This window comes from Scytonema sp. PCC 10023 (assembly GCF_963920835.1).
Classification (GTDB): Bacteria; Cyanobacteriota; Cyanobacteriia; order Cyanobacteriales; family Nostocaceae; genus Kalymmatonema.
In genome coordinates, this window is sequence record NZ_CAWUDP010000090.1 from 17,251 (window position 1) to 40,599 (window position 23,349).

General features: G+C 43.3%; 15 protein-coding genes and 3 pseudogenes. 8 read left to right on the top strand and 10 right to left on the bottom strand.

From position 1 onward, the window contains the following. Positions 1-150: 150 nt before the first annotated feature. Entirely contained in the window at positions 151-930 is a 780-nt protein-coding gene (locus ACM0OZ_RS37060) for a glycosyltransferase family 2 protein (RefSeq protein ID WP_414587833.1), read from the bottom strand. A gap of 780 nt (positions 931-1,710) precedes the next feature. Between ACM0OZ_RS37060 and ACM0OZ_RS37065 the strand changes: the two genes are divergently transcribed. Continuing rightward, entirely contained in the window at positions 1,711-2,127 is a 417-nt protein-coding gene (locus tag ACM0OZ_RS37065) for a hypothetical protein (protein ID WP_414587834.1), read from the top strand. 105 nt (positions 2,128-2,232) lie between these two features. Here ACM0OZ_RS37065 and glmM read toward each other — a convergent pair whose 3' ends face one another. Then, a complete protein-coding gene (glmM, locus tag ACM0OZ_RS37070) occupies positions 2,233-3,705 on the bottom strand; it encodes a phosphoglucosamine mutase (RefSeq protein ID WP_414587835.1) in 1,473 nt (490 codons plus the stop codon). Positions 3,706-4,309: 604 nt separating this feature from the next. On the opposite strand from glmM, the gene ACM0OZ_RS37075 reads away from it, so the two are divergent. Continuing rightward, positions 4,310-5,026, top strand: coding sequence for a heme oxygenase (biliverdin-producing) (locus ACM0OZ_RS37075; protein ID WP_414587836.1), 717 nt, complete (start codon positions 4,310-4,312; stop codon positions 5,024-5,026). A 420-nt stretch (positions 5,027-5,446) separates the two neighbouring features. Here ACM0OZ_RS37075 and ACM0OZ_RS37080 read toward each other — a convergent pair whose 3' ends face one another. Then, positions 5,447-9,979, bottom strand: coding sequence for a hypothetical protein (locus ACM0OZ_RS37080; RefSeq protein WP_414587837.1), 4,533 nt, complete (start codon positions 9,977-9,979; stop codon positions 5,447-5,449). Positions 9,980-10,666: 687 nt separating this feature from the next. Here ACM0OZ_RS37080 and ACM0OZ_RS37085 point away from each other — a divergent pair. The 4 genes from ACM0OZ_RS37085 (at position 10,667) to ACM0OZ_RS37100 (ending at position 15,222) form a co-directional block, all read left to right on the top strand. Next, positions 10,667-11,779, top strand: coding sequence for an RRXRR domain-containing protein (locus ACM0OZ_RS37085; RefSeq protein ID WP_414587838.1), 1,113 nt, complete (start codon positions 10,667-10,669; stop codon positions 11,777-11,779). A 579-nt stretch (positions 11,780-12,358) separates the two neighbouring features. Continuing rightward, positions 12,359-13,057 carry a Crp/Fnr family transcriptional regulator gene (locus tag ACM0OZ_RS37090; protein ID WP_096566354.1) on the top strand — a complete coding sequence of 233 codons (699 nt, stop codon included), beginning with the start codon at positions 12,359-12,361 and terminating at the stop codon, positions 13,055-13,057. Positions 13,058-13,160: 103 nt separating this feature from the next. Then, entirely contained in the window at positions 13,161-13,823 is a 663-nt protein-coding gene (locus tag ACM0OZ_RS37095) for a DUF2232 domain-containing protein (RefSeq protein WP_414587839.1), read from the top strand. 106 nt (positions 13,824-13,929) lie between these two features. Then, positions 13,930-15,222 (top strand): nicotinate-nucleotide--dimethylbenzimidazole phosphoribosyltransferase, encoded by a 1,293-nt coding sequence (locus ACM0OZ_RS37100; RefSeq protein WP_414587840.1) that lies wholly within the window; start codon positions 13,930-13,932, stop codon positions 15,220-15,222. Positions 15,223-15,401: 179 nt separating this feature from the next. On the opposite strand, the gene ACM0OZ_RS37105 is transcribed toward ACM0OZ_RS37100, so the two are convergent. Then, positions 15,402-15,782 carry a hypothetical protein gene (locus ACM0OZ_RS37105; protein ID WP_414587842.1) on the bottom strand — a complete coding sequence of 127 codons (381 nt, stop codon included), beginning with the start codon at positions 15,780-15,782 and terminating at the stop codon, positions 15,402-15,404. Positions 15,783-16,747: 965 nt separating this feature from the next. On the opposite strand from ACM0OZ_RS37105, the gene ACM0OZ_RS37110 reads away from it, so the two are divergent. Next, positions 16,748-17,893 carry an extracellular solute-binding protein gene (locus ACM0OZ_RS37110; protein WP_414587843.1) on the top strand — a complete coding sequence of 382 codons (1,146 nt, stop codon included), beginning with the start codon at positions 16,748-16,750 and terminating at the stop codon, positions 17,891-17,893. Positions 17,894-17,936: 43 nt separating this feature from the next. Here the strand turns inward: ACM0OZ_RS37110 and ACM0OZ_RS37115 are convergent. The 4 genes and pseudogenes from ACM0OZ_RS37115 to ACM0OZ_RS37130 all read right to left on the bottom strand — a co-directional run. Further along, positions 17,937-18,663: pseudogene (locus tag ACM0OZ_RS37115) on the bottom strand (mechanosensitive ion channel family protein); the annotation flags it as partial. Next, positions 18,662-18,858: pseudogene (locus tag ACM0OZ_RS37120) on the bottom strand (TIGR00341 family protein); the annotation flags it as partial. The pseudogenes ACM0OZ_RS37120 and ACM0OZ_RS37115, both read right to left, overlap by 2 nt. A 737-nt stretch (positions 18,859-19,595) precedes the next feature. Then, positions 19,596-19,673 (bottom strand): annotated as a pseudogene (locus ACM0OZ_RS37125) (hypothetical protein); the annotation flags it as partial. Between the two features lie 88 nt (positions 19,674-19,761). Further along, complete coding sequence (locus ACM0OZ_RS37130) at positions 19,762-20,355, bottom strand: cysteine hydrolase family protein (RefSeq protein ID WP_414587844.1); 594 nt, start codon at positions 20,353-20,355, stop codon at positions 19,762-19,764. Between the two features lie 127 nt (positions 20,356-20,482). On the opposite strand from ACM0OZ_RS37130, the gene ACM0OZ_RS37135 reads away from it, so the two are divergent. Continuing rightward, the gene (locus ACM0OZ_RS37135) at positions 20,483-21,208 is read left to right on the top strand and encodes a Nif3-like dinuclear metal center hexameric protein (RefSeq protein WP_414587845.1); all 726 of its coding nucleotides are present in this window, start codon (positions 20,483-20,485) and stop codon (positions 21,206-21,208) included. 71 nt (positions 21,209-21,279) lie between these two features. Here the strand turns inward: ACM0OZ_RS37135 and ACM0OZ_RS37140 are convergent, their stop codons facing one another. Next, positions 21,280-22,221, bottom strand: a complete 942-nt coding sequence (locus ACM0OZ_RS37140) for a tetratricopeptide repeat protein (RefSeq protein WP_414587846.1) — start codon at positions 22,219-22,221, stop codon at positions 21,280-21,282. Between the two features lie 151 nt (positions 22,222-22,372). Beyond that, positions 22,373-23,349 (bottom strand): U32 family peptidase (locus ACM0OZ_RS37145; RefSeq protein ID WP_414587847.1); only part of this gene is annotated, 977 nt, incomplete at its 5' end.

Below are 23,349 nucleotides of genomic sequence, written 5' to 3' on the forward strand. Positions count from 1 at the left end.
ATTGAATTTAGGGGCGCTATACACGCAGCTGGGAATCAGAATGAGATCTCGATTTTAAACCTCCCTGCTCATTTTCATTCGGTGAGTTCTGGGTTCTTTCGTCGGTAAATATGCCCGTTAAGTTGTGAGCGATCGCTTTATTGTTACAGATTATCTTGAATATAGCGGTTCTGTTCTCACTAAATTTTTATTCAATGGATATAAATTAAATTCTTCGCGAATTGATTGATTCAAGCCTTTACGATTGAATATATTAAATGTTAGCTTGGTTGTTCCGTAATAAAGATTTTCTCCGGTGGCAACAATATAAACGGCACCTGGAAATGGTAATTGCTGGAGGTGATTCCCATTTTTAGCTAAAGTTTCTCTGACTTTCTCGTGGTCAACATAGAATTTATAGTAACCATAACCACGGTTGTACTCTGGATTCTGAGGTAGATTATTCAAGTCATACCTGAGAATATTGCAACTTCCACAAATTTTATAAAAATTTCTTCTTTTAACATATACAAAATCACTGCCGTCTTGATACTTATAACCTTTATTGATAAACCAACCATTACAATTACTATTTTGACTGACAAATTCTGCTAAATACTTGCTGACACAATCATCAGCATCAACTGTCATAGTATAAGTTGGAGAAAATTCTTGAGCATGAATTAATCCCTTGAGAATTTTTCGTCCTTTGTCAGTATGTCCTTTAGAAAAGGCGTCAGACTCGTTTGCTGGTGGAAAATCAACTTCAATATATCTAACGTAGGGATGATGAAATTCCACCCGTGGTCGCTCATGGCAAACAACAATCACCCTATAGTCTGATGAAGTCTGATTGCAAATTGATTTAATGGTTCTTTCAAATAACTTGGTTACAAGCTCCCAAGATTTGGAAGCTTGCGGGCTTTTGAGGGGTATGACAAAAACAAGCATGAGCCGCTACGCTAATATACAACTTTTTGAGCGGATGAGGACTATCAAAATTTTCTAAAACCTGGATATGAGTACAGACGCAAAGATGACGTTTGTACAGTGCAGATGCTTATATTAATAAAATCTTACCCTTAAAACTTTAAATTTAATTAGAAAATTTTTATATAAATTTTACAATATTTGTGCTTTTAGAAAGGCAGTGTGTCAAGCAATATTCCCCCTATACCTTTGAGGGCTGGAAGTCTATAGTACAGCACAGCACAAATAACTAGGCAGTTAGAAACTGACAAAAAAGTTTTTATAGGCATTACACCCTGTAGCTATGCTGCCTTTACAATAGCTACACTTGCCTCTCCCCTTTCTATTAGAGTGACTATTATTTTTATAGGACTTACGCACACTCTACAAATTCTTGGCGTTCTAGCCTACGGCACGCCGCTGCGCGTCTAAGGCGTCTTGGCAATTTGATAAATTAAGCTTTTCGACATTTTTGCGTAAGTTTGTTTTATTTATAAAGCTATTTAAGTATATTCACTTATTTACTAAATGTTATTTGCTAATTACATACAGAATGTGGAAGTTATTCTAAAGGAGTTTGGAAATTCGTTAATAGCACTATATGCTGAGATTTACTGAATTACTGAACGCAATCTAACAAGGCGCTAAACCAGTTCCAATCTAAATTACAGGTTTAGACTTGAAAGATAATCAAAGCAGAACTCAGCTAAAAGGTTATGCTTCTTTATCCTTACCAAATTTAAATTACAATTTAGGTTAATCATGCCGCAATTTATTAGTCTTCCGTTCTCAATCGCAAATGTATACCAAGGTTTTGCTGAAGCCAACGGCATAGCTAAAGCAAATGAAGCCGGACTGATCCTTGAATTTCAAGTAAAAGATGGTCTTATGGGTGTGTTCAAGTCACCCATAAAAGAAGTGCAAATACCCATTAACGAAATTTTCTCGGTTGAGCTGCAAGTCATTTGGTTCGTAACTAGATTAATTATTAGAACAAAAAGTATAGCTATATTAAGTGATGTTCCAGGAAGTAAAGCAGGGCAGATTGCGCTGTGGATTGCGCGTAAGGACAGACAAGTAGCCAGAGAGTTAGTGTCAGTCTTGAGGTTGAGTATGACACAGAAAGAACTGGACAGCTTGAACCAAGAGATTGCTCAACTTGGTGATGCTGGCATATGAGTAAAAGAACGAAGCCCGCGTCGGCGGGCTTCGTTCTTGACTTGCAGAGTTTCTTGACTGCAAGTGAGAATTAACTAGTTAAATATATCTAATGAGGGATTATTTTTAAGCTGCTATGTGTTGCTGGACTTGCGTCACTAATTCATTTGTCCAGTAATGAACAAGTTCGGCTGCTTCGGCTTCTACCATAACTCGGATGAGTGGTTCTGTCCCGGAGGCACGAACTAAAACTCTGCCAGAATCTCCCATTGCTGCTTCGGCGCGGGCGATCGCCTGTTGCAAAGGTTGGCAGTCTTTCCATCGCAAACGCTTGCATCTGTCTTCGACTCGCACGTTGCGCAACAGTTGCGGATACGTTTGAAAGCTTTGATCCATCAATTCTGATAAAGGAACACCTGCCCTTTGTACCAAAGCTGCTAAATGTAAGGCTGTTAACAAGCCATCTCCAGTAATACCATAGTGACGGCAAAGAATGTGACCAGATTGTTCACCGCCTAGCATTCCTCCAGTTCCCAGCATTTCCGCCTGAACGTACTGATCACCTACTGCTGTACGAATAAATTGACCACCGATTTGCTTCCAAGCCCTTTCCAAACCTAAGTTTGCCATGACAGTGGAAACAATCAGATTATGGGGCAGTTCTTGGTTTTGTTGCAAGCTGCGTCCCCACAAATAGAGGATATAATCTCCATTGACTGGTCTACCGGTGTTATCTACAGCTAAAACGCGATCAGCGTCGCCATCAAAGGCAAAGCCCAAGTCAGCATTGTGTTCTTGTACCGTTGCTTGCAGAATTTCCAGATGAGTTGAACCGCAGTTGACATTGATGCGATCGCCATCCGGTTCGTTATGCAAGCAGATGACTTCTGCCCCCATCTCCGTAAATACGGATGGTGCTAAACCAACGACTGCTCCCCATGCCAAATCTAGAACAATTTTCATGCCCTGAAAATTCATGGCACCGTGCAGGGGTTTTTTCAACGCCTCAACATAATTTTCTACTAAGTCCAAACGCGAGTAATGCCGTCCGCAATTACTACAGTCAGCAGAACCCACACCACGCAGTCCAGCTTCTATTTCTGTTTGCAACCCTTGGGATAGTTTCATCCCATTTGCGCCAAAAATTTTAATGCCGTTGTCTTCTGGCGGGTTGTGGCTAGCAGAAATCATCACTCCGCCGATGGCATCGGTGACGCTGGTGAGATATGCAACGCAGGGAGTAGGACATAGTCCCAAATACCAAACTTCTAACCCTGCTGCTGTTAACCCTGCACTCAAGGACATCGCTAGCATATCGCTGGAGTTTCTGGAGTCTTGTCCAAGGATAACTGGTCCTGGGTTTGAAACATGGCTACGCAAAACAGTACCTGCCCAAAAGCCCACTTGTAATGCCAAAGGCGCACTCAGCAATTCTCCTACTCGTCCCCGAATACCATCTGTGCCAAATAGGGGTGTTGCTGGAAGCGATATCAAGTTAAGCCCAAAACTAGCTTCATTGACCTTCTTTTCCAATTTCTCAACTTCAGAATCAGAACTCCCAGGAATGCTACCTTGAGTCGGAGTTATATATGAAACCATAATAAAAAAAGCTCCACATAATTAAACTGGAGAATAACACTTTAAACTTTATTGAACAATTCCTACTGAGTACCTTTTAATCGGGACATTTTGCTATTTTTTCTTCCTACAACTTACTTTGATTCTTCTATCCTTTCAGCAAAATTACTTATAAGTCTTTTCAGTCTTTTGTAAAGATTTTGTAAAATACGTATTTATACTAAAGGGAGTTGTCAACTCCGCCTCAAGGGGATAAGGAGGAGAGGGGAGAAATCAATTCAAAATTCAAAATTCAAAATTCAAAATTAGGAGTCTCTTCCTCATCTCCCTCACTCCCTCATCTCCCTCATCTCCCTCATCTCCCTCATCTCCCTCACTTCCTCCCTCCCTCACTCCCTCACTCCCTCCCTCATCTCCCTCACTCCCTCATCTTGTCTCACAAATCATTGCAAAACACCTGTATTGAAAGCGCACTAGTCGTTAGCGCCCAATCTGGTATTCTAAACTTAAAAAATATTAATAGAAATTCTCATCAAATGGTTTTACTGTAACGTTTTAGTGGCTTTTGTAGCCGTTCGTAAATTAGAACTCCAGCAGTTGACCTTTTAAAGTCGAGCAATTTAGCATGAGCAGTAATTTAGCAACAAAATTACGTGTAGGGACGAAAAAAGCCCACACAATGGCAGAAAATGTTGGTTTTGTCAAGTGTTTTTTAAAAGGAGTCGTAGAAAAAAACTCTTATCGTAAGCTGGTGGCTAACCTTTACTTCGCCTATTTAGCGATGGAAGAGGAGATGGAGAAGCACCGCAATCATCCGATTGTTTCAAAAATTAATTTTGCAGAACTCCACCGCAAGCACAGCCTAGAGCAAGACCTAAGTTATTACTACGGTGTAAACTGGCGGGAGGAAATCAAACTCTCTGCGGCGGGGGCAGCATACGTACAGCGCATCCGGGAAGTGTCTGAAAAAGAACCTGAGTTGTTAGTTGCCCATTCCTACACCCGATACCTGGGAGATTTATCTGGTGGGCAAATTCTCAAAGGCATTGCCCAAACTGCGATGAACCTTTCTGATGGACAAGGTCTCGCCTTCTATGAATTTGATGATATTGCTGATGAAAAGGCGTTTAAAGTCAAATACCGTCAAGCTTTGGATGAACTGCCAATAGATGATGCTACAGGCGATCGCATTGTCGATGAAGCAAACGCCGCCTTTGGCATGAACATGAAGATGTTCCAAGAATTGGAAGGGAATCTCATTAAAGCCATTGGGCTGATGTTGTACAACAGCATCACAAAGCGTCGTACACGCGGTAGCACCGAACTAGCAACTGCTGAGTAAAGCTGAGTCAATACGATTAACACAACATTTTTATCAATTGCTAGGGGCAGCGTCTCTGGGATTACCCTTGTAGAAAGGGGGTCACGGGGAAGTTGCCCCTAGTCACGTCTGAGCTTGGTAGTGAATCGCCCTTAGGGCAAGGCATGTTGCCTCCTACGGGGTGCAGAAGGGAAGAAAAAAGTTTTAAATACAGCAGCTTGCAAGTAAGTGAGGTACAGTTCTGATGTCTATAAACTAGTGGTTCATCGCATTAATTCTGATGGTTGTATAAGTTCGTAGTAAGGAATGCGCGTCCTAAACTTCGAGAGTGCAAAGAGCGCTCACTACGAATCCCTCAAAACAAATGCGATGGACCACTAGATATAGAGCAAATTTTACTTCTGACTTCTGACGACTGACGCCAATATTGCTGCTGTATTTCTAATCAACAACCCCCAAGGCGAAATTAACCGTATAAGGTTCCTCTAGAGATTGCTGAATACTCGCTTTTAGGCAATCAAGATAACGAGCAACAGCTCGCAGTTGTTCGACATTAGGGCGATAGGTGAGATTTCCTTGTTTTTCAAAAAGTGGTGCAACGCTCATTGCCTTATAATCAGAATTTTCAGATGAAGCTTGGGTGAGGCTGATGGCATCTAGGCTGGTGGGGATCAAACCAGGGGGTAACTCACCTTCCAAAAAAGCCAGCAGGCGTTGTTGACAGCTGCGGGTGTTAATCCCACGATTCTCAAATAACTCGAGTACTTCGCCAAAGGATATGGCTCGCTTTGGCAAGATTCGCAGCAATTCCGTGAACAGGAAATAGTCGGTGTACTGCTGTCTGGGAACTTCTACCACCTGAGGATGCAAAGGAAGCACCGCTAAACCATATGCAACCCGACTGCAAGAGGGAGAGCCATTTTCACCGAGATACACATCTTGGATAATTTTGGCGTTGGGCAGTTTTTGTCGCAGCCAACGACTCACCGCTCCTAAGGAAGCAACCCCGCCTGTTAAGATAGCTTGATTGATTGCTTCTGTGGGTATGCCTTTAGCAACCAGTAACTTGTTGAGTTCTCGGTTGAGGCGGCGCACAAACGGGACAAACACCTGGCTTTCTAAGTCTCGTCGCTGCAACACCCATCGCTGATCTGCCAGTTCTAGGGTGAAAGATTCTTGATGTTGCAAAATCAGCTTGAGGGCGATCGCTGAATCTATAACTGCCTTTCCTAAAAGAGAACTTTCCAACCGCTGCTGTAGGCGAATGCGCTCGATTATATCAGCTTCCCCAGGTCGAGGCAGCTTCAATTCTTCCAACCCCAAACCAGAAAAGCGCATCTGATCCAAACCAGGAATTGCTGGTTGCCAATGCGAAGGATTACTGGTAACAGTTTTGTTATCTTCTTGCATAGGCATACGTGATTGTCGCCATTTTGATGGGAAGAGCAGTTGACAGATAATGTCTTGCTCTAATCCCTTGCCAGCATAAGCAAAACCGTGGAGCATGAAATTAGTGTGGCTGAGGTCTTCCAGATTTTCTGGCAAATCTACCAGCGCCATTTCTGTTGCACTAGCACCAATATTGATCACGAGGGTATTGCCAACTAAAGGGCGATCGCTACTTCTTGCAGGACGAGAACCTTGACGACCTCTAATTTTGACGATTTCACCTTCAGCACCATCGAGTTCGCAAAGCAAACAGGCAATTCCTTCCTCCACAAAAAAGACTTGTTGTGGATGCTGCACTAATTTGCTAATGAGTAAAGCTTCACGGATGTTGAAGCGATATTGTTCCGACCAGTTGGATGGACAAGTGCAAATAACACCTGTAATATTGCTGATGATACTTTGGAAAGTTTCTTGGTTTAGACCAACAGCAGCTGCAGTTAAACCCAAAGTTGTGCTACTGCGATCCGACGTAAATGTTAACAGCAATTTTGAGAGCGATCGCACAACCCAAACTAATGGAACCGTGGAAAATTCGTTTAATTGCAAAACTGGTTCCCAATAAGAGCGATCGCTCTTGTAAGGTAGAGCAACTTGCAGATAAGGCTTCAACTGCGCCGAAAATAAGTTTTGCGTGGGAACTGCAGCCGACTCAGGTGGTGTAGAACCCGTCGCTATATCCTCAGGGACTTTTTCTTCAGCCACAGCCGCTGGTGCTGTTTGCTCTTGTGCTTCTTTGCTTTCTATTTCCCCAGCAGTCATAGAAGCCGTTGGCAAATAAACTTCTGCTGGTAAACGAAACGACCTTTTTACAGAAGTTGCTTCCGGTTGGGTTTCGGCTGACCAATATAGAGGATACACCTCACTTGTGGAGCGATTTAACAGAGCAGCAGAAATTCCAGTTGTCCCCAAATCGATTCCTAAATACCAAACAGATTTAGGAGTATTTTGTTCCTGTGGAACGTCTGTATCGTTGGTTGAATGAGAAATTGAAACAGAAGAACCATCAACTGTTTCTTTCACTATACTTTTTTTTTCAATTTCCGCTACCTGCGCTCCTGTTGTGCTTGGATCTGACTCAGTTTCTGCTTGCTGTGGTAAGGGAGATAGGCTCTCAGGTGGATTTTCTTGATTTTCTGGTTGAGTTAAGGGCTGCAACAGAGCATTTATTTCCCCATCAAAACTGGCTAAATCCTGTTCCAATTGCTGCAACTGCGCTTCTTCCAAGGAAAGATCAACCATTTCTGTAGATTGTTCTTCTTGAAATAGCAAATTTTCCTGTGGCGAAGCGGGAATGTCATTATTTGAAGACTGCTCTAGTTCAGGATTTTGAATCTCGACTTCTGAAGTTTCGCGTGAAGTTGTCTGTGTAGGAGTTTCTACAACTTCTGAAGTAGCTGGAGTTGTGGTTAGTCCTTCAGCAGAAGATGGCACTTCAAGCAACTGTTCGGCATCACTTATAGCAAGCAGTAGCTCACTCAGCACTGTAATTGTATCTTCACTTGCTGGACTAACTGAGCTGGTACTGCTTGCCAAAGAAACAACCTGAGGGCGATGGCGCTTTTCTCCGACTGAGTCATCCGGAGACGGTAGGCGATCGCGATCATCCCCAGGCGGTAACTCTGCAAATGTATTTTCCTGAGGTGTGGAGGATTGTTCTGTCGGTTCTAATAGAACATCTTGTGTATCTTTAGCGTCATTGCTACTTCGTTCCAAAAGACCTGCTTGGGGTTCCTCCAACCAAGGATCGGGAAGCTCAACAGCAGCATTGACAGCCTTTTCTTGATTGGTTCCAGCTTCTAATGGAGTTTCAGAGAGATTAGACACCGAAGAAGGAGTTGTGACATTTTCAGATAACTCATCTGTGATATCCCTGGCTTCATGCGTTGTCATTTCCGGTGCCTCAAAAGTGACCTCATACAGGAAACTTTCTGATGGCAGTTGATCAGTTGCAGTTGCTGGTGCGTTGTCAGCAGGCGAGTTTACTGTTGGTTCGATAAATAACTGATTTGTGGCATCTGTAACCTCCGCTGCCACATCTGTTACATCTGTAACCTCATTTGTTGGCAGTGGGGTTACTGTTGGTTCAAATCGAGCACTTGTAATATTTGTAACTTCATTATCGTTGGTGACAGACGCAGATAATTTATCAGTGACATCCGTCTGTTGATCCCTTGTCACACCAGGTAGCGTTATCGTTGGCTCTTCAAATAACTCATTGATCTCAGTAGAGGCAGGCGCAGATAATCTATCCGTAGTCTCTGTTGCCACATCTGTCTCAGATGAGGTTACTGTTGGCTCAAAGATCTCATTTATCTCATTTATCTCATTTATATTTATAACTTCATTATTGGTAGCAGATAACTTATCCGTGTCATTTGTTACCTCAACACCAAACAAACTGGCGTAAAGTTGGTCTACTTCATCAGGAATTAACCCGGAACTCAGTCGCTGTATGCCACTCGTATTAGGAGCAGTCTCTATAGTAGAGTTCTGCTCGTCTTGCGTGTGCTGAAATACTGCATCCAAATCAGATGTACTACCAATCTCTTGTGCTTCCAAGCTTACAGATTGATTTTGCGTGAGTGAGGATGAAGCTTCTGCTTGTTGAAATTCAACTAACTCTGAAGCTAACTCCTGAGATTCTGCTGGCGTTTCATCTTTTAAATCCTTTGATGGTTGATTGATCAAAGCTGGTTGCTGCAACTGCAGCGTCAAATTACTGATAAAGCTTGCTAACAACTGTTCGCCTTGCACTCCTGTGCTGTGCATTCTTGCCAATGCTTGAGACAAGGACTCGTGATAAGTGTGAATATTGCGCTGTAATGCCTCAAAGACAACATTCACAGTTCCATCGAGAGCGAGTAACTTTTGATCCAGATCCCTAGCAAGTCTTGACAAATGCTCCATTTGATCGGGTGGAGTCGAAGCGGTTGCAGGTTCTGTATAATCCTCATGACTTGCAAACAAAGAAGGAGCAGTATCAATTTTGAAAAACTGCGGCATTTCAGAACTTGTTGTAGTTTCCGCAAGTTGTGGTGTTGAATTAGGCACAACACGACTGCTGAGAACCTGCAAAAATTCTGAAATTATCTGCTCCTGATTCGCTAATTGCTGTGCTAGAGAGTAGTTATGTAGTCGCTTTTGTTCTAATTGCCTGATTTCCTCTACAAGATTTGCCCGTTCTTGCAACAGTGTTTTTATTTCTTCTTGCAAAGGCGCAAGCACTGCCGCCAATGGGTTGCTTTCTTGTCCCGCCACAACATAAGAACCTTCCTCTTGCTTTTCATTCTGCTGTGGTAAGGACTGGTAAGAACCGTGTTCAACAAATTTTGCCACTAGAGGCGATTGTTGTGGCTGGGTTTGGGCATCATTTTCCGATAAACTGACTAAGAAATCGCGAATTCGTTCTAAAACCTGTCGTGGTTCTGAGGCTTGAGTGGAGAGAAACCTAGACAGGCGCTTGTTGGTTATTAAGCGGTCAATATCTGCGATCAGTTGTTGAGTTTCTGCTGCGCGAGAAGTCACGTTAATTTACCTTATCTAGAACTTTAAGTCAGGTGATTATAGAAATTTTTCAACGGTTGCAACTATTCGTTATGCATCATGTGGGCGTCCAGCAATATTATGGCGATTTGCAATTGAGTGCAATATACCCTAGTTCTTTAATCGAAGACAGCGATGACTACGAACTTGTACTTCATCCAAAGAAGAACTGCTATATTTGTCAATTAAATTTGTCAATAAACCTTGATCTACATAATGCATCGCGGCTTCCTGTAGGAGTGGACAGTCTTTGCCGCAGGAAATAGCCGATCGTGGCTTACCGAAAACAGGTAAAAATTATAGATTAGCAAAAATTAATTACTTTCAACTACCCCACCGTAAGACGGTGGGGATTGTAAGAGATAAGTCTTGCAACGCAAGTGTTGAATAGCTCGCTATCGCCTATTCTCGGTTAACACCTCCGGACACTTCCCTAGTTCGGATTTCATGTAAGCCCTCTTATTTGGGGCGTTGGGAGAGCCCTTACGGGTATGCCTTCGGCACGCTACGCGAACGCCAGTTGCCTAGGTCGGGAGACCCTCCTAAGCCATTCGGGCACGCTGAGCGCAAAGCGCACGCTACGCGAACGCGAACAGCACTGGTCTCACCAAGACATCTGAGAGTAGGTGAGTTAAGGGACTACAAACTTCACACGAAAGGATTATCTCCATGCATCGTGTTCCGGTTCTAACACCGTCAGGTAAACCATTAATGCCAACCAAAGCAAGTCGTGCAAGACGTTGGCTCGAACAAGGAAAAGCTAAAGTTGTCCACAACGACCTTGGTATCTTTCAAATTCAATTAATTAAATGCCCTAGGACAACCAACATACAACCAATTGCGGTTGGTATTGACCCAGGAAAGCACTACACTGGCGTTGGCGTGCAATCAGCCAAGTTCACCTTGTGGTTAGCTCATCTGCAACTGCCATTTAAGACCGTGCGGGAACGCATGGAGCAGCGTCGCATGATGCGACGTGGGCGTAGAGATCGCCGGATTAACTGCAAACTGTCTTACAACAAACGCGCTCATCGTCAAAAACGGTTTGACAACCGCCGTCAACGCAAAGTACCTCCTAGCATTCGGGCTAACCGCGAACTTGAATTGCGCGTACTTGACGAGCTATCACTGATTTACCCAGTTACAACCGTTGTTTACGAAATAGTTAAAGCGCGTGGCGACAAAGGTTTTAGTCCGGTAATGGTCGGGCAGAAGTGGCAATTAGAAAATTTTGAAGACTACGGAAAGGTTAAACAGGTTGAAGGGTGGCAAACAGCCAATATCCGTACACAACTAGGATTGCACAAACAGAAACATTCTAAGGGTGACGCAATTCCAGCAACTCACCCAGTGGATGGTGTTGCTTTAGCCTGTAGTACATTTATTCGTTACGGTGTCACTAGCCGCAATTCTCAAGGATGGATTGGTGAAGTGACTGTAACTCCTGCGCCATTCGCTGTAATCCGTCGTCCTCCAATATCGCGTCGCCAACTTCATCTCATGGTTCCAAGTAAGGGTGGAGTGCGGCGCAAGTATGGCGGCACAGTGACGCGCCACGGATTTAGAAAAGGCGATTACGTTGAGGCGGTAAAAGCTGGCAAGACCTACCGTGGCTGGGTTTCTGGTGATACCGACAAACAAGTTTCTATCAGCAATGCGGACTGGAAGCGTCTAGGACAATTCGCTGCTAGCAAAGTCCAATTGATACAGCGAAGCACGGGATTAATCGTGCTGTCAACTCGGAGGCTGTCAAATTTAACCCCATCGAGGGGTCAAATTTGACCCGCTATCCCTCCCCTACCTGCTTCACTTCGTGACGCTGCGCGAACGCGCTCGGTAGAGTATCTCGCGGAGAATTCGATGAGTATTATTAATTTAATTGGTTTATAGTTTTAAGTAGTAATCTTTACTAAGAAGAATTCAGGAGTCAGGAGTCAGAAATACACCTAGGGTGGGCAATGCCTACTATATCTGGGTTATATCTGGGTTTTGCTGAGCATTGCCCACCCTACAGAATACTTTTTCTGGGGAAGTATTCGGAAGTCTGTGCCAGAATTAGGCTCACGCTTGCTAGTCACACACGGCTATACTTGTCTCTTACAAGCCCCAAGCGGTAGGGCAGGGGTTAGTGATACTGCTGCTATTCCCCAACCACGGAACTGCAAGCCGTACACCCTTTGTTGCAAAACTTTAGCCAAATTTTAAGCTGTAACTTAATACTTTTTATAAAAAACGCTTGGCTCGCTTTATTGTGTAACATAGTCTATTTTTAGATTCTAGTGGCTGTACTTTGATAGCTTAGGCTAATAAAGGTACTGTTATTTTTTTGTATATTGCAGCTTATATTAGAAAAATCTCGTAATGGAAGACCGGTATAGCGTACAAGCAACTACCAATCCTCTGATGCACTTAGCACCGTTTTTTCAAGGCTTACCAGAAACCGTTGTAGAGCAGGCTCTTACCCATTTAGTAAGCCGCACTCACCCAGCTAATCAAGTGATTTTGTTGGAGAATGACTGGGGGGGATCCGTATATTTTATTGTAGAAGGATGGGTAAAAATACGTACTTACAATCTCGAAGGCAAAGAAGTAACGCTAAATATTCTCGGCAAGGGAGAATTGTTTGGTGAAATGGCAGCTCTTGATGAAGTGCCTCGTTCCACCGATGTCATTACCCTGACTACCACAGTGATTGGTAGTATGCCAGCACAAGATTTTCTCAAGTTACTTCAAACAGAACCAATGGCGGGAGTCCGATTGGCGCAACTGATGGCACGTCGGTTACGGCAAGTAAATCGGCGATTGCGGTTAAGGGAATCTGACAGTCAGTCGCGGGTAGCAGACACGTTATTGTTTTTAGCCGAGGGACAGGGAAAGAAAGGGGAAGGGGGAACCAAAATTCCCAATTTACCTCACCGGGAATTGAGTAGTTTGAGTGGACTGGCACGAGAAACAGTCACACGAGTATTGACAAGGCTGGAAAAAAAAGGCTTGATTAAACGGGAGCAGGACGTAATTTGTATTCCCGATTTGTCAGCCTTAGAAAGAATGATAGTTTAACAGTCTTCTCAAAAAAGAACTCAGAACTCTCTACAGTCAACAGTCAACAGTGAATTGATAACTGAGTTCTGTGTTCTTCTGATTTCAACCCCCGAGTAAATGAATGGTTAGGCAAACAAAAGACTTTAACAAGACCTCAATGAAACTGGAAGCGCCGTTGAGAATCGTGGAAACGGCGTTTTTAGCTAGCACCGCTAGCTTAATCTGGTTTATTAATTTTTACTTTCCTTTAGGACCTCTGTTACGGATATTTTTCCCCGTGCCGATCGCTCTGGTGTACCTTCGTTGGGGCAAACGAGCAGCATGGATGGCAGCAGTGACATCCGGGTTGCTGCTTTCGGTGCTGATGGGACCAGTCCGGAGTTTGCTGTTTGTCATGCCCTTTGCCTTCATGGGCGTACTTTTGGGAGCAACATGGAACCGACGTGTTCCTTGGATTGTTTCCATCACCTTGGGGGCGCTGCTTGGCACCATAGGAGACTTTTTTCGGGTGTGGTTGATGTCGGTACTCTCTAACGAAGACCTTTGGATTTACATCATTAACCAGGCGACGAATTTTATCGAGTGGTTATTCCTCGGACTAGGCATTTTGGCGAATCCCAGCGTATTTTTTATTCAAGTTGGGGCGATCGCCTTAATTCTTGTCAACAACTTTATCTACCTATTCACGGTACATATAGCAGCATGGCTGCTGTTGGATCGCCTAGGCAACCCCATCCCTCGCCCTCCACGCTGGGTGCAAGTGATCATGGATTATGAAGAATAGTTACCCCTTAGGGGAATTCGCTCATTCGCTCATTCAAAATAAAATTGTTTCGGTCATTTGTCATTATTTGAATAATTCTTAACCAATGACTAATGACTAATGACTAATGACTAATGACTTTATTCGCATTTATACTCAGACTAAACAGGCTCAGCAATGGACAGCTAAGTATCGCGGTTGTTTACCCGTATTTGCCTGTGTTTTAGGATTTACCGAAACTGGTTTGATTCCAGGAATTTCCGCAGCAGGTCGCACTCCAGAAGATAGGAAATACACGGCTTGTGCAGATGCTGAATTTTTATACTACGGTTCTGTACATAAGCCGAAGTATCCTTTACCACCATTAGCGGCTGGAGCTTCCCCCGTCCTCATTTCCCGCGCCGTGGTTGAGGCGCTAAATATTCCGGTTTATTTATTCAATGCTGGTTTACCTCAGCCCCCTGCTGTCCCAGCGATTGATTTAGGTGGCTATAGCGCTCACTGTTTGAGTCAAGGTGCTGCTATGGAACTAGCAACGGTACACCACTTGTTCAAACAAGGGCTGGTTTGGGGTGAACGACTAAGTAGCAAAACCGAAAACGGGTACTTCATTTTAAGCGAGTGTGTCGTAGGAGGAACGACAACCGCCCTCGCAATTTTAACTGGCTTAGGCATACCAGCAGGAGGAAAAGTCAACAGCAGTCACCCCGTTTGCAATCACGAGCAAAAGTGGGCGGTGGTGCAAGCTGGGCTGGAGAGGATGAGGAGCGGGGAACAAATGAATTCAAAATTCAAAATTCAAAATTCAAAATTCGGAGTCTCTCCCTCATCCCCCTCCGAACCCTCACTCCCTCACTCCCTCACTCCCTCATCCTCCTCATCCTCCTCATCTCCCCCACATGATCCCCTCGAACTCGTCGCTGCAGTAGGCGATCCCATGCAAGTTGTAGTCGCTGGGATGGCGATCGCTCTGAGTCGCAGTTGTGGCGTTTTGCTTGCCGGTGGGACACAAATGCTTGCCGTTTATGCTGTGATGTGTGCCATTGCTCAAGCTTACGCCTTATCTTGGCGACCAAAAGAAGTCGTCATCGGAACAACCCGTTGGGTAGCAGAAGACCCAACGGGTGGCACAATAGAATTAGCCCAGCTAGTGGGTAGGAGCAGCATAACTCCTGACGGAGTGACTCCGCCGTTACTAGCGACTGGGCTGAGTTTTACTAATTCCCTTTATCCGCAACTTAGAGCTTACGAGCAGGGTTTTGTGAAAGAAGGTGTTGGTGCTGGAGGCGCTTGTATAGCTGCTCATTTGAGCCGAGGTTGGCAACAACATCAACTTTTGGAAGCCATTGAAGCTCAATTAGAGCAATATCAAAAGAATTCAGAATTGCGAACTTACAATTCTGAATCTAACCAGCTTTAAAAGAATTTTCTTTTTCCTTAATAACAGCCCCTTTAAGAGCAGCAGATTAATCCATATCCCGCGCGTGAGGTGGATTTTCCATGTCATTTTTGTAAAGTCAGCAAGCATACAGTCAACTCATAAAAAAAAATGGTATGGAAACCCATTCTGAGTTTTGACGCCTTTCTAAGTTTTTTTGCTTAAGAGTGAATTCTTTTTAGCAGTAATTGCTCTTCCAAAGCAGCAATGCGATTGTATGCGGCTGTTAATTGCGCTGTCAGCCGTTGGATTTGAATTTCTGGGGTTAAATGTCTATCTCCGCCTTGAAGATTAGTGTCTAAATACATGCCATCTGCGATGACATCCTTGTGTTCAAGCTCTGACTTGAAACTTATCTGTCCTTTTAACTGATAACGCCTTGTGTCACTGCTTTCCAAGAAGTTATCGTTAGCCTCTTGTGTTTTTACTAAGCAGCCTTCTGATAAAGCTCGAGAAACTTTACTATCAAGCTGCCCAATCACCTCGTAGAGGGCATCCAGTTTTTGACTCAAAGTCAGGACCTGCTTTTGTAATGGCTCCATTTAATACCCTCATCCGTTTATCTATCTCTATAGTATTCAATCTCTTGGCGAGGTTAACTATACTTATGATTTTTTTAACTTTTGATATGTTCTGTTGAAATGCAATACTTAAATCTGAATTTGGAAACATATCTACACATTCTCTAGAAGTCTTACTAAACCTTTGTGTTTAAAAAAATTAATTTTTTGGATTTCTTTTCATAAGTACTCGTGCTTAATGTTTCATCAATGCTAAGTCACAAGAAGCGCAAAGCCTTGCACTTAAAGTAATTTCTAAGTAAATCCCCACGGATAAATCTGGCAGAGTCAACAAAAAAAGGCTCTTTTTTCTCTCTAAACAAATTTACGGCGTCACACCTTTTCCTGAGCGCCTTTTACTCTAGAGACTGTAAAACAAAAAATGACATACCGAACACTCAACACTCAGGAATGTTTCTGTAAATAATTACTTAAGTAAAATTTTACTGATGATTTGTACTGGTATCAAGTTGACAAACAAAATTTAAAATCAAGTTATCAACAAACTCTAACAATTAGCTAGATTGAGTAGTGCAAGAAGGCACCGGAGACTGAAGGCAGGGAAATCTGAAGAAAATAAGACTTATTGGGTAATCGTTTGGCAGTTTTTTTGTGCCTTTGTTATTTCGACGCCCGCTGCATTAGTATTGACCAGAACTAAATATTTTTTTGTAAATAAAAATTAAAGATATAACTTAAGCCAACAAGGAACTACTCCCTTCGGTGGTCTAAGATTACCTATAGTGATTTACTCCTCTCTCTGTGTCCTCTCTTGCCTCGTGCGGTTAAAAAATAGGTATTCTTCTGGCGGTTTGGGAGTAAAACCTAATCACAAAAGAGACACCCAAAGATAGAAGCAATCACAACGTTTTGCTTCATTCTTGCTACACTTGGATTTGGTGAAACTGCTACTAAATCACGCTTTTCCACTCTAAAAGTCAAAATCAATGGAGCGACGTTCTTTTTTGCTAGGTATAGGTACTGTAGCGCTTTCACAACTGCTTGTTGGGTGTGGTGGCAACAAACAGGCGACACTAAATGTGCAGCTGTTAAAAGGTTCTATCCCTGGTCAGGTGGTTAATCAATTCAGCAAAGGTTTGCAGCAAAAGGTGCAGTTAAAGTTTGCTCCTGTAGAGAAATTACAGGATTTATTTGAACAATTGCACTCCTTGCAGGAGAAACCAAATACCAACGATGAGCAAGGATGGCGTCGCGTCTTACCATTTGCCCAATCCCAAAAAGCTACCTTCCCTGACCTAGTAACACTGGGAGATTACTGGATAGACTTAGCCATTGAAAAGAAACTCATACAACCCCTGGAAGTGGCAAAGATAAAACAGTGGTCTGCTTTACCCAAACAATGGCAGGAATTGGTGACACGTAACGACCAAGGTCTAGTTGATCCCCAAGGAAAAGTTTGGGCTGTTCCTTACCGTTGGGGTAGTACGGTGATGGTTTATCGCCGAGACAAGTTCCAAAAATTAGGTTGGACACCGAAAGATTGGAGCGATTTGTGGCGAAATGAACTGCAAGGGCGCATTTCTCTTTTGAATCAACCACGGGAAGTGATTGGTCTGGTTTTAAAAAAGCTGGGAAAATCTTATAACATAAACAATTTAGACATTCCAAACTTGGAAAAGGAACTGCACTCATTAAATCAACAGGTAAAATTCTACGATTCTACTCGGTATTTGGAACCTCTGATTATTGGCGATACTTGGTTAGCAGTTGGTTGGTCAAGCGATGTAGTGCGAGTGCTTGGGCGCTACCCGCAACTTGCAGCAGTTGTTCCCCTGTCAGGAACAGCACTTTGGGCAGATGTATGGGTAAATCCTTTGGGACAAGATAGGCAAGCTGTGTTATATGAATGGATAGATTTTTGTTTAAACCGTGGCATTGCTAAACAAATTTCTTTGCTGACCAAAACGAATTCACCAATTCCTACAAACATTGCTGCGTCTGATTTCCAAGAATCATTACGCAGTTTGTTACTTGTTAATTCTGAAGTTTTAGAGAAAAGTGAATTTTTACTTCCGCTACCCGAATCAGTCGCTGCTCAGTATGAGTCTTTATTCGCCAAAATAAAGGGGTAATTGTTAGGGATTAAAGATAGTACATATGCACTATGTTTTATTCTCATTTTTGGTCGTTAGCAGTTTTTGAATCTAGTTTACCATTGTCATCGTGTTGCTGATCGCATTTGGGCAAGCAGCTTGAGAGAATCGCTAATGCGGCGAGATGAAGAGATTTTGCCACTTCCTGGTGGCCAGCCTTCACGTTGCTGAGAGCGAATGCCATCTGTTTCCTCGGTTTGGTCGTGGAATAAAATTTGCCGTGTTGGAAAGGGCAAGTCGATACCATTTTCGACTAGTTTTTTCTTGATTGCAGAAATTACTTTATCCCGTGAGTTGAGAGCATCCGCTCGTCGTGGCGGCTTTATCCACCATCGGGCGCGGATGTTAACAGTACTTTCGGCAAGATCCATCACCAGCGCCTCAGAAACTGGGTCTTTCAATACACTGTCTACACTATCGATCGCTTGGAGAATTAACTGCTTGGCTTGGTCGATGTCGTCCCCGTAGCCGATGCCGATATCGTACTCCAAGCGGCGGTTCTCAAAGGCGGTGTTTACTTTGACAGAATTAGTGAACAACTCAGAGTTAGGAATCACAATTCGGCGACCATCGTAGGTTCTGATTGTTGTAGCCCGTGTCTGAATACTTTCTACCGTTCCCTCAAAGTTTTTAAAGACTATTTGGTCATCAATTTGGAATGGTTCTGTCAGCAGGATTAAAATACCTGCTAAGAAGTTTTGCAAAATGTCGCGGAAAGCAAAACCAATCGCTACACCGCTAATTCCTAGGTGCAACAATCATGGCTCCAATAATCACAGCTGTACTGTTGGAAAGTAAACCAAAGGTGGCGATGACACAGGAGCCAACTATGACAGGTCTAAAGTTGATTCTGCAAGCAACTCTGTTTGTAGCTGCTGGAGTTGGTTTGGTTCAGCACCATTGCTTCTAAAGTTTTTGAAGCGCTCTCGAATGTTACTTGCCAAGACCATCCTCCTAATAAAGCTCATAGCTAACCCCTATTAGCTATTTATATTTAAGTTTCACTCAAGAACTGGTGTTATCTAGAATTAGTCTGGTTACTATTTACAGTCAACGACCCAGGTCTAAAGACACTGGGCTTAAGCGCCTAAGACTTTGACTACAGTTGACCCGACTCAGTACCTTAAGTACTACGTTATTGGTGAGTGTTTAAGTTCCTACCTATGGATGCGTTCGCGCAGCGTGCCGTTAGGCATAGCCAGTCTGTAGCTCTAGAAATTGAGGATTAAACAGGTTTATTGGGTTAAGCCAGTGTCTTCAATACAGTACCGACCAATAACTTTGTCCAGGCTAACTTTACTCCCGTAAGGGAAGGCTCTACGGAGCAAAACCATTATGCGTACAGGGCGAACGATTTGAAATGGTAACTGTCCCATTGAAAGTACATCACAAAAGTACACCGAATTTAGTAACCCCAAGGCGGTAATGGATTTCAAAGATATGTGACGGAAACTAAAGTTTCCGTGTCGTGTTTCCTCCTTGACCTAAAGGTACAAAGTTTCCACACTCCCGGAGGTTTTTCATGAATTTTACCAGGAATATCTTTATGGTGGTGGCTTCGGCAATAGGCGGGTAGAATGCGATCGCTCCTTGGCGGGCACTTTATGCCATCGCGCTCAACCAATCTCAGAGGTTTTGCAAGCTGGGGATGAGAAATACAGATAGGGCAGCAGTTTGTGGGCTACACCGTTACAATAATTTTGCCGTTTTGCTGATTGGACTCTATGTAGCGATAAGCTTCCACAATGTTTTCTAGGGAAAAAACTTTATCAGATGGTTTTGGGAGTTAGTAAGTCAAATCTTAGCAGTCGTCTGGAAGTCTTCTTGGACACTGCCAACGTGTACTCTCAGCCTAACTGCTTGATCAGGGTACACCATGCAGTGTAGTTGTGTTGAATATCAGACACGCAAGTTGTCTTGAACAGATAGTTCGCATAATCAGCAAAGGTAAATGAATGACCCTGGAAGCTCCAATCAGCACAACAATCCTCCACAAGAGCAGTTAAGTATCCTTTTTGAACAGCAGATGCGACAGTGAAAAGTACACAAACGGAAGTGTTTAACCCAGATAACAGCAAGAATTTCTTAGCCTTGCTCTTTAAAGTTTGGTCTAATTCTGGTTGCGTAAAGCCGTCTATCCGATTTTTCGTAATCACGGTTTCGTTAAAGGCAGGATTGGCAAAATCCATGAATTCAACAGCTTGAGTGCCTTGAATGCAAGACATAGGCATACCAAGCTTTTCAAATGGCATCCAATCCGATTTATCTGCTTGATATTCTGTTCTTAAGTGAATCACCTCTATTTCGTTTTTTCTGCAAAACGAAAGGAGAGAAGCTAAGTTAGTGGAAAATTTAGGGAAAGCTATTTCTGTATGGGATGACCAGCAACCTTGTTGTACATCGATTAATATGAGCGCAAAGTCATTCCAATCTTGCTTCATCTTTTTCAGGGATTTTGACTTTTAAAGTCTAACATCTAGTTAGTACGTACGTATATTGTTCTCCATCTATCAGAATTTAAAGCAAGTTTTAGTAATGTAGCAACCTCACCATCGCAATTCACAACTTATGACGGCTGGAAGCAATTTAATTTTTTTACAAGATATAGCAGAATTTCTCAACCAATTCTTTGCTGTTGAGCGCTACTCTCAAGAGGAAAGAGGCGGTGTGTATTTGCCTTCAACACGTCCTGTTAAACGTTTGGGGTTGCTATTAGAACCGTCGGCGCAGTTACACAAATGCGTAAGAACTCAAAACTTAGACGCGCTGTTCCTACATCGTCCTTGGAAACTTGAACCAGAACAACTTGCACCAGATATCAGCGTCATTTCTTATCATTTACCATTTGATGAGCGCTTGACATTTTCTTTCAATTCCCGTCTAGCGGAAGTCTTGGGAATGTCTGGTTTAGAAGTGCTGGGAGAGAAAGACGGCAGAGCAATCGGTATGATTGGAGAGGTTCCGACTCAAAGCTTTGCTCATTTATGTAATTGTGTAAATCAAATATTTGGTGGATACGAGCAAGCCAGTGCACCAGAACCCACTGAAGTGACACGAATTGCTGTTGTTGGTGCAATGACTGACTTGCTCGTGCGTGAAGCAGCAACCCGTGGTGCTAATGTTTATATTACCGGACAGTTACGACAACCAGCTGAACAAGCAGTGCAAGAAACGAAAATTGCTGCTATTGCCGTCGGTCATCGTCAAGGTGAAGTATGGGGTTTACGCGCACTTGCTGGAGTATTGCGCGAACGGTGGTCTAGTTTAGAAGTGGTTGTGCTTCAAAATTCGTAATTAAGTTAATCTTAAGAAAATGAGTCATAGGGTTATTGACAGTTGACGGTTAAGTGTCAACTGTCAACAGGCTAATAATTTTGCTCTTGGAAGATAGCCTGAAAGCGTTCATCCTTACGGATTTTATCAAATTCGGAGTTATCTTTAAGAATTTGTAGATATTTATCTGGACACAAAAGAATTGCTCGTTGTAAGTTGTTAATTGCCTCTTCGATATTGTTCTCCATAGCATAGCAACGAGCTTTGTTGTACCAGATGGTATCATCGCATGGTTGTAACTGGGCAGCTTGTTTGTAGCTAGCGATCGCTTCCGGATAACGCCGTAATTTTTCCAAAACGATAGCCCGATTTAACCAAGCTTTATCGTGGTTTGGTTGAATTCCTATAACTCGATCAAAGGTTGCAAGCGCCTTTTCGTAACGCCCCCATTCGAGCAAACTCATGCCTCGATTTTGCCACGCCATCGTATTATTAGGGTCAAATTCAATAGCACGGTCGTAGCTGTCAAGAGCTTCTTTATAATATCCTAGCTGTTTAAGAGCATTGCCTTTGTTGTTCCATGCCCAATAAGCATCTGGTTGCAACCACAAAGTGCGCTCAAAACTCTTCACTGCTTTTGCATACTGTCCCCAGTCACACAAGGTAATACCGCGATTATGCCAGATAGTAGCGGCATTTGGATTCAACTCTAAGGCACAGTCAAAGCTGTTAATTGCTTCAAGGTAGCGTTCTAACTTGCCTAACGCAATTCCCCGGTTGTGCCAAACCCAGCAACCATTCCATTGTAATTTCAGGCTTTGGTCAAAGCAAGCGATCGCATCTTCATGATGACCCAAGGAACCTAGAGCAAAGCCTTTTTGAGATAAGGCTTCCGGATAATCTGGTTTACACCTAAGAGCTTTGTCAAAACTCGCTATTGCTGCTTCAAACTTTGCTGCTTTGTTCCGGCGTAATCCTTGTTGGAAATAAAATTCCGCCTCCAGGTTAAATGTCAAATTCATAAATTTTGGCATCCCGCTCTAGATATATCCCTTGATTATACTTTAGATATATTTTCTATTCTAGATGCCCAAAACAATAACGTAACTCAACAAACAGATCCACTTGCGGAAATATGAGGGATATTTTGTGTGTGATGTCTTGAGTTTGACTCTCTACGCCTGATCAGCGACTTGTATTCACTCCCATTGGACCGCGAGTCACACCAAGCTGATTTTGCAATTTTAACTCTCGCCAGAGTTGAGAGCCTGTCATTTTGCCCCGCAATAGTTGCTGATAGCTATGTATCGTTTGTGTCACTTTTTCGGGGGTTTCATTCACAAATTCGATACGCAAATGTTGCAGACCAAGCTCTATCAGGTTCTGTACGTATTCTGCTCCCGTTTGCGCAGTGCCATTAAATACAGTATTTCGGCAGCCGACGTCAGCTTGGAGGATATGTTCTGTTCCCACTCTGTCCCGCAATTTCACAGAATGCTTTTCACAAGGGCGTCCGCAGTTGGTGTAGTCAGTCCCTTGAGATAGGAAGGCACAAAATACACAATGTTCCATATGGAACATGGGCATATGTTGATGAATTGTCACCTCAAACCAGTGGGGTGGGCAACTTGTCAGCAGGTCTTGCAATTGGGTGATGTTCAAATCGTAAGACGCTGTCAGGCGTTCCAAGCCAAATTGATGCTTAAAGTAGTCTGCTGTTAAGGCATTCGCAACGTTGAGAGAGAAATCCCCGATGCAACGGTCATTAGCAAAAAACTGGAGTTGGTCATAGTTCCGCACCAAATAGCCATCCGCCTCACAGGAACGCACTTGCTGCAAAATCCAGTTTTCTCCTGGTTTGCTAATTCTTGGAGGCGCAACCCAGATAGTGGGAGATGAAGAATCAGCACAGAAGATTGAAGAGGAAGCAATATTTTCATTCTTGATTCTTCCATCTTCATTCTTTGCCTGACGTACCATCCGGACTGCTTCCCGGTAAGCACGGGGGTCTTCAAATTCACAGTAGAGTGTTTGGATTCCCGCTTCCAGTGCAGCTTGTAGTTGTTTCAAGTTTCGCACGAGTACAACGAGAGAAGGGGAAGGGGGAGATGAGGGGGATGAGGGGGATGAGGGGGATGAGGGGGATGAGGGGGATGAGGGGG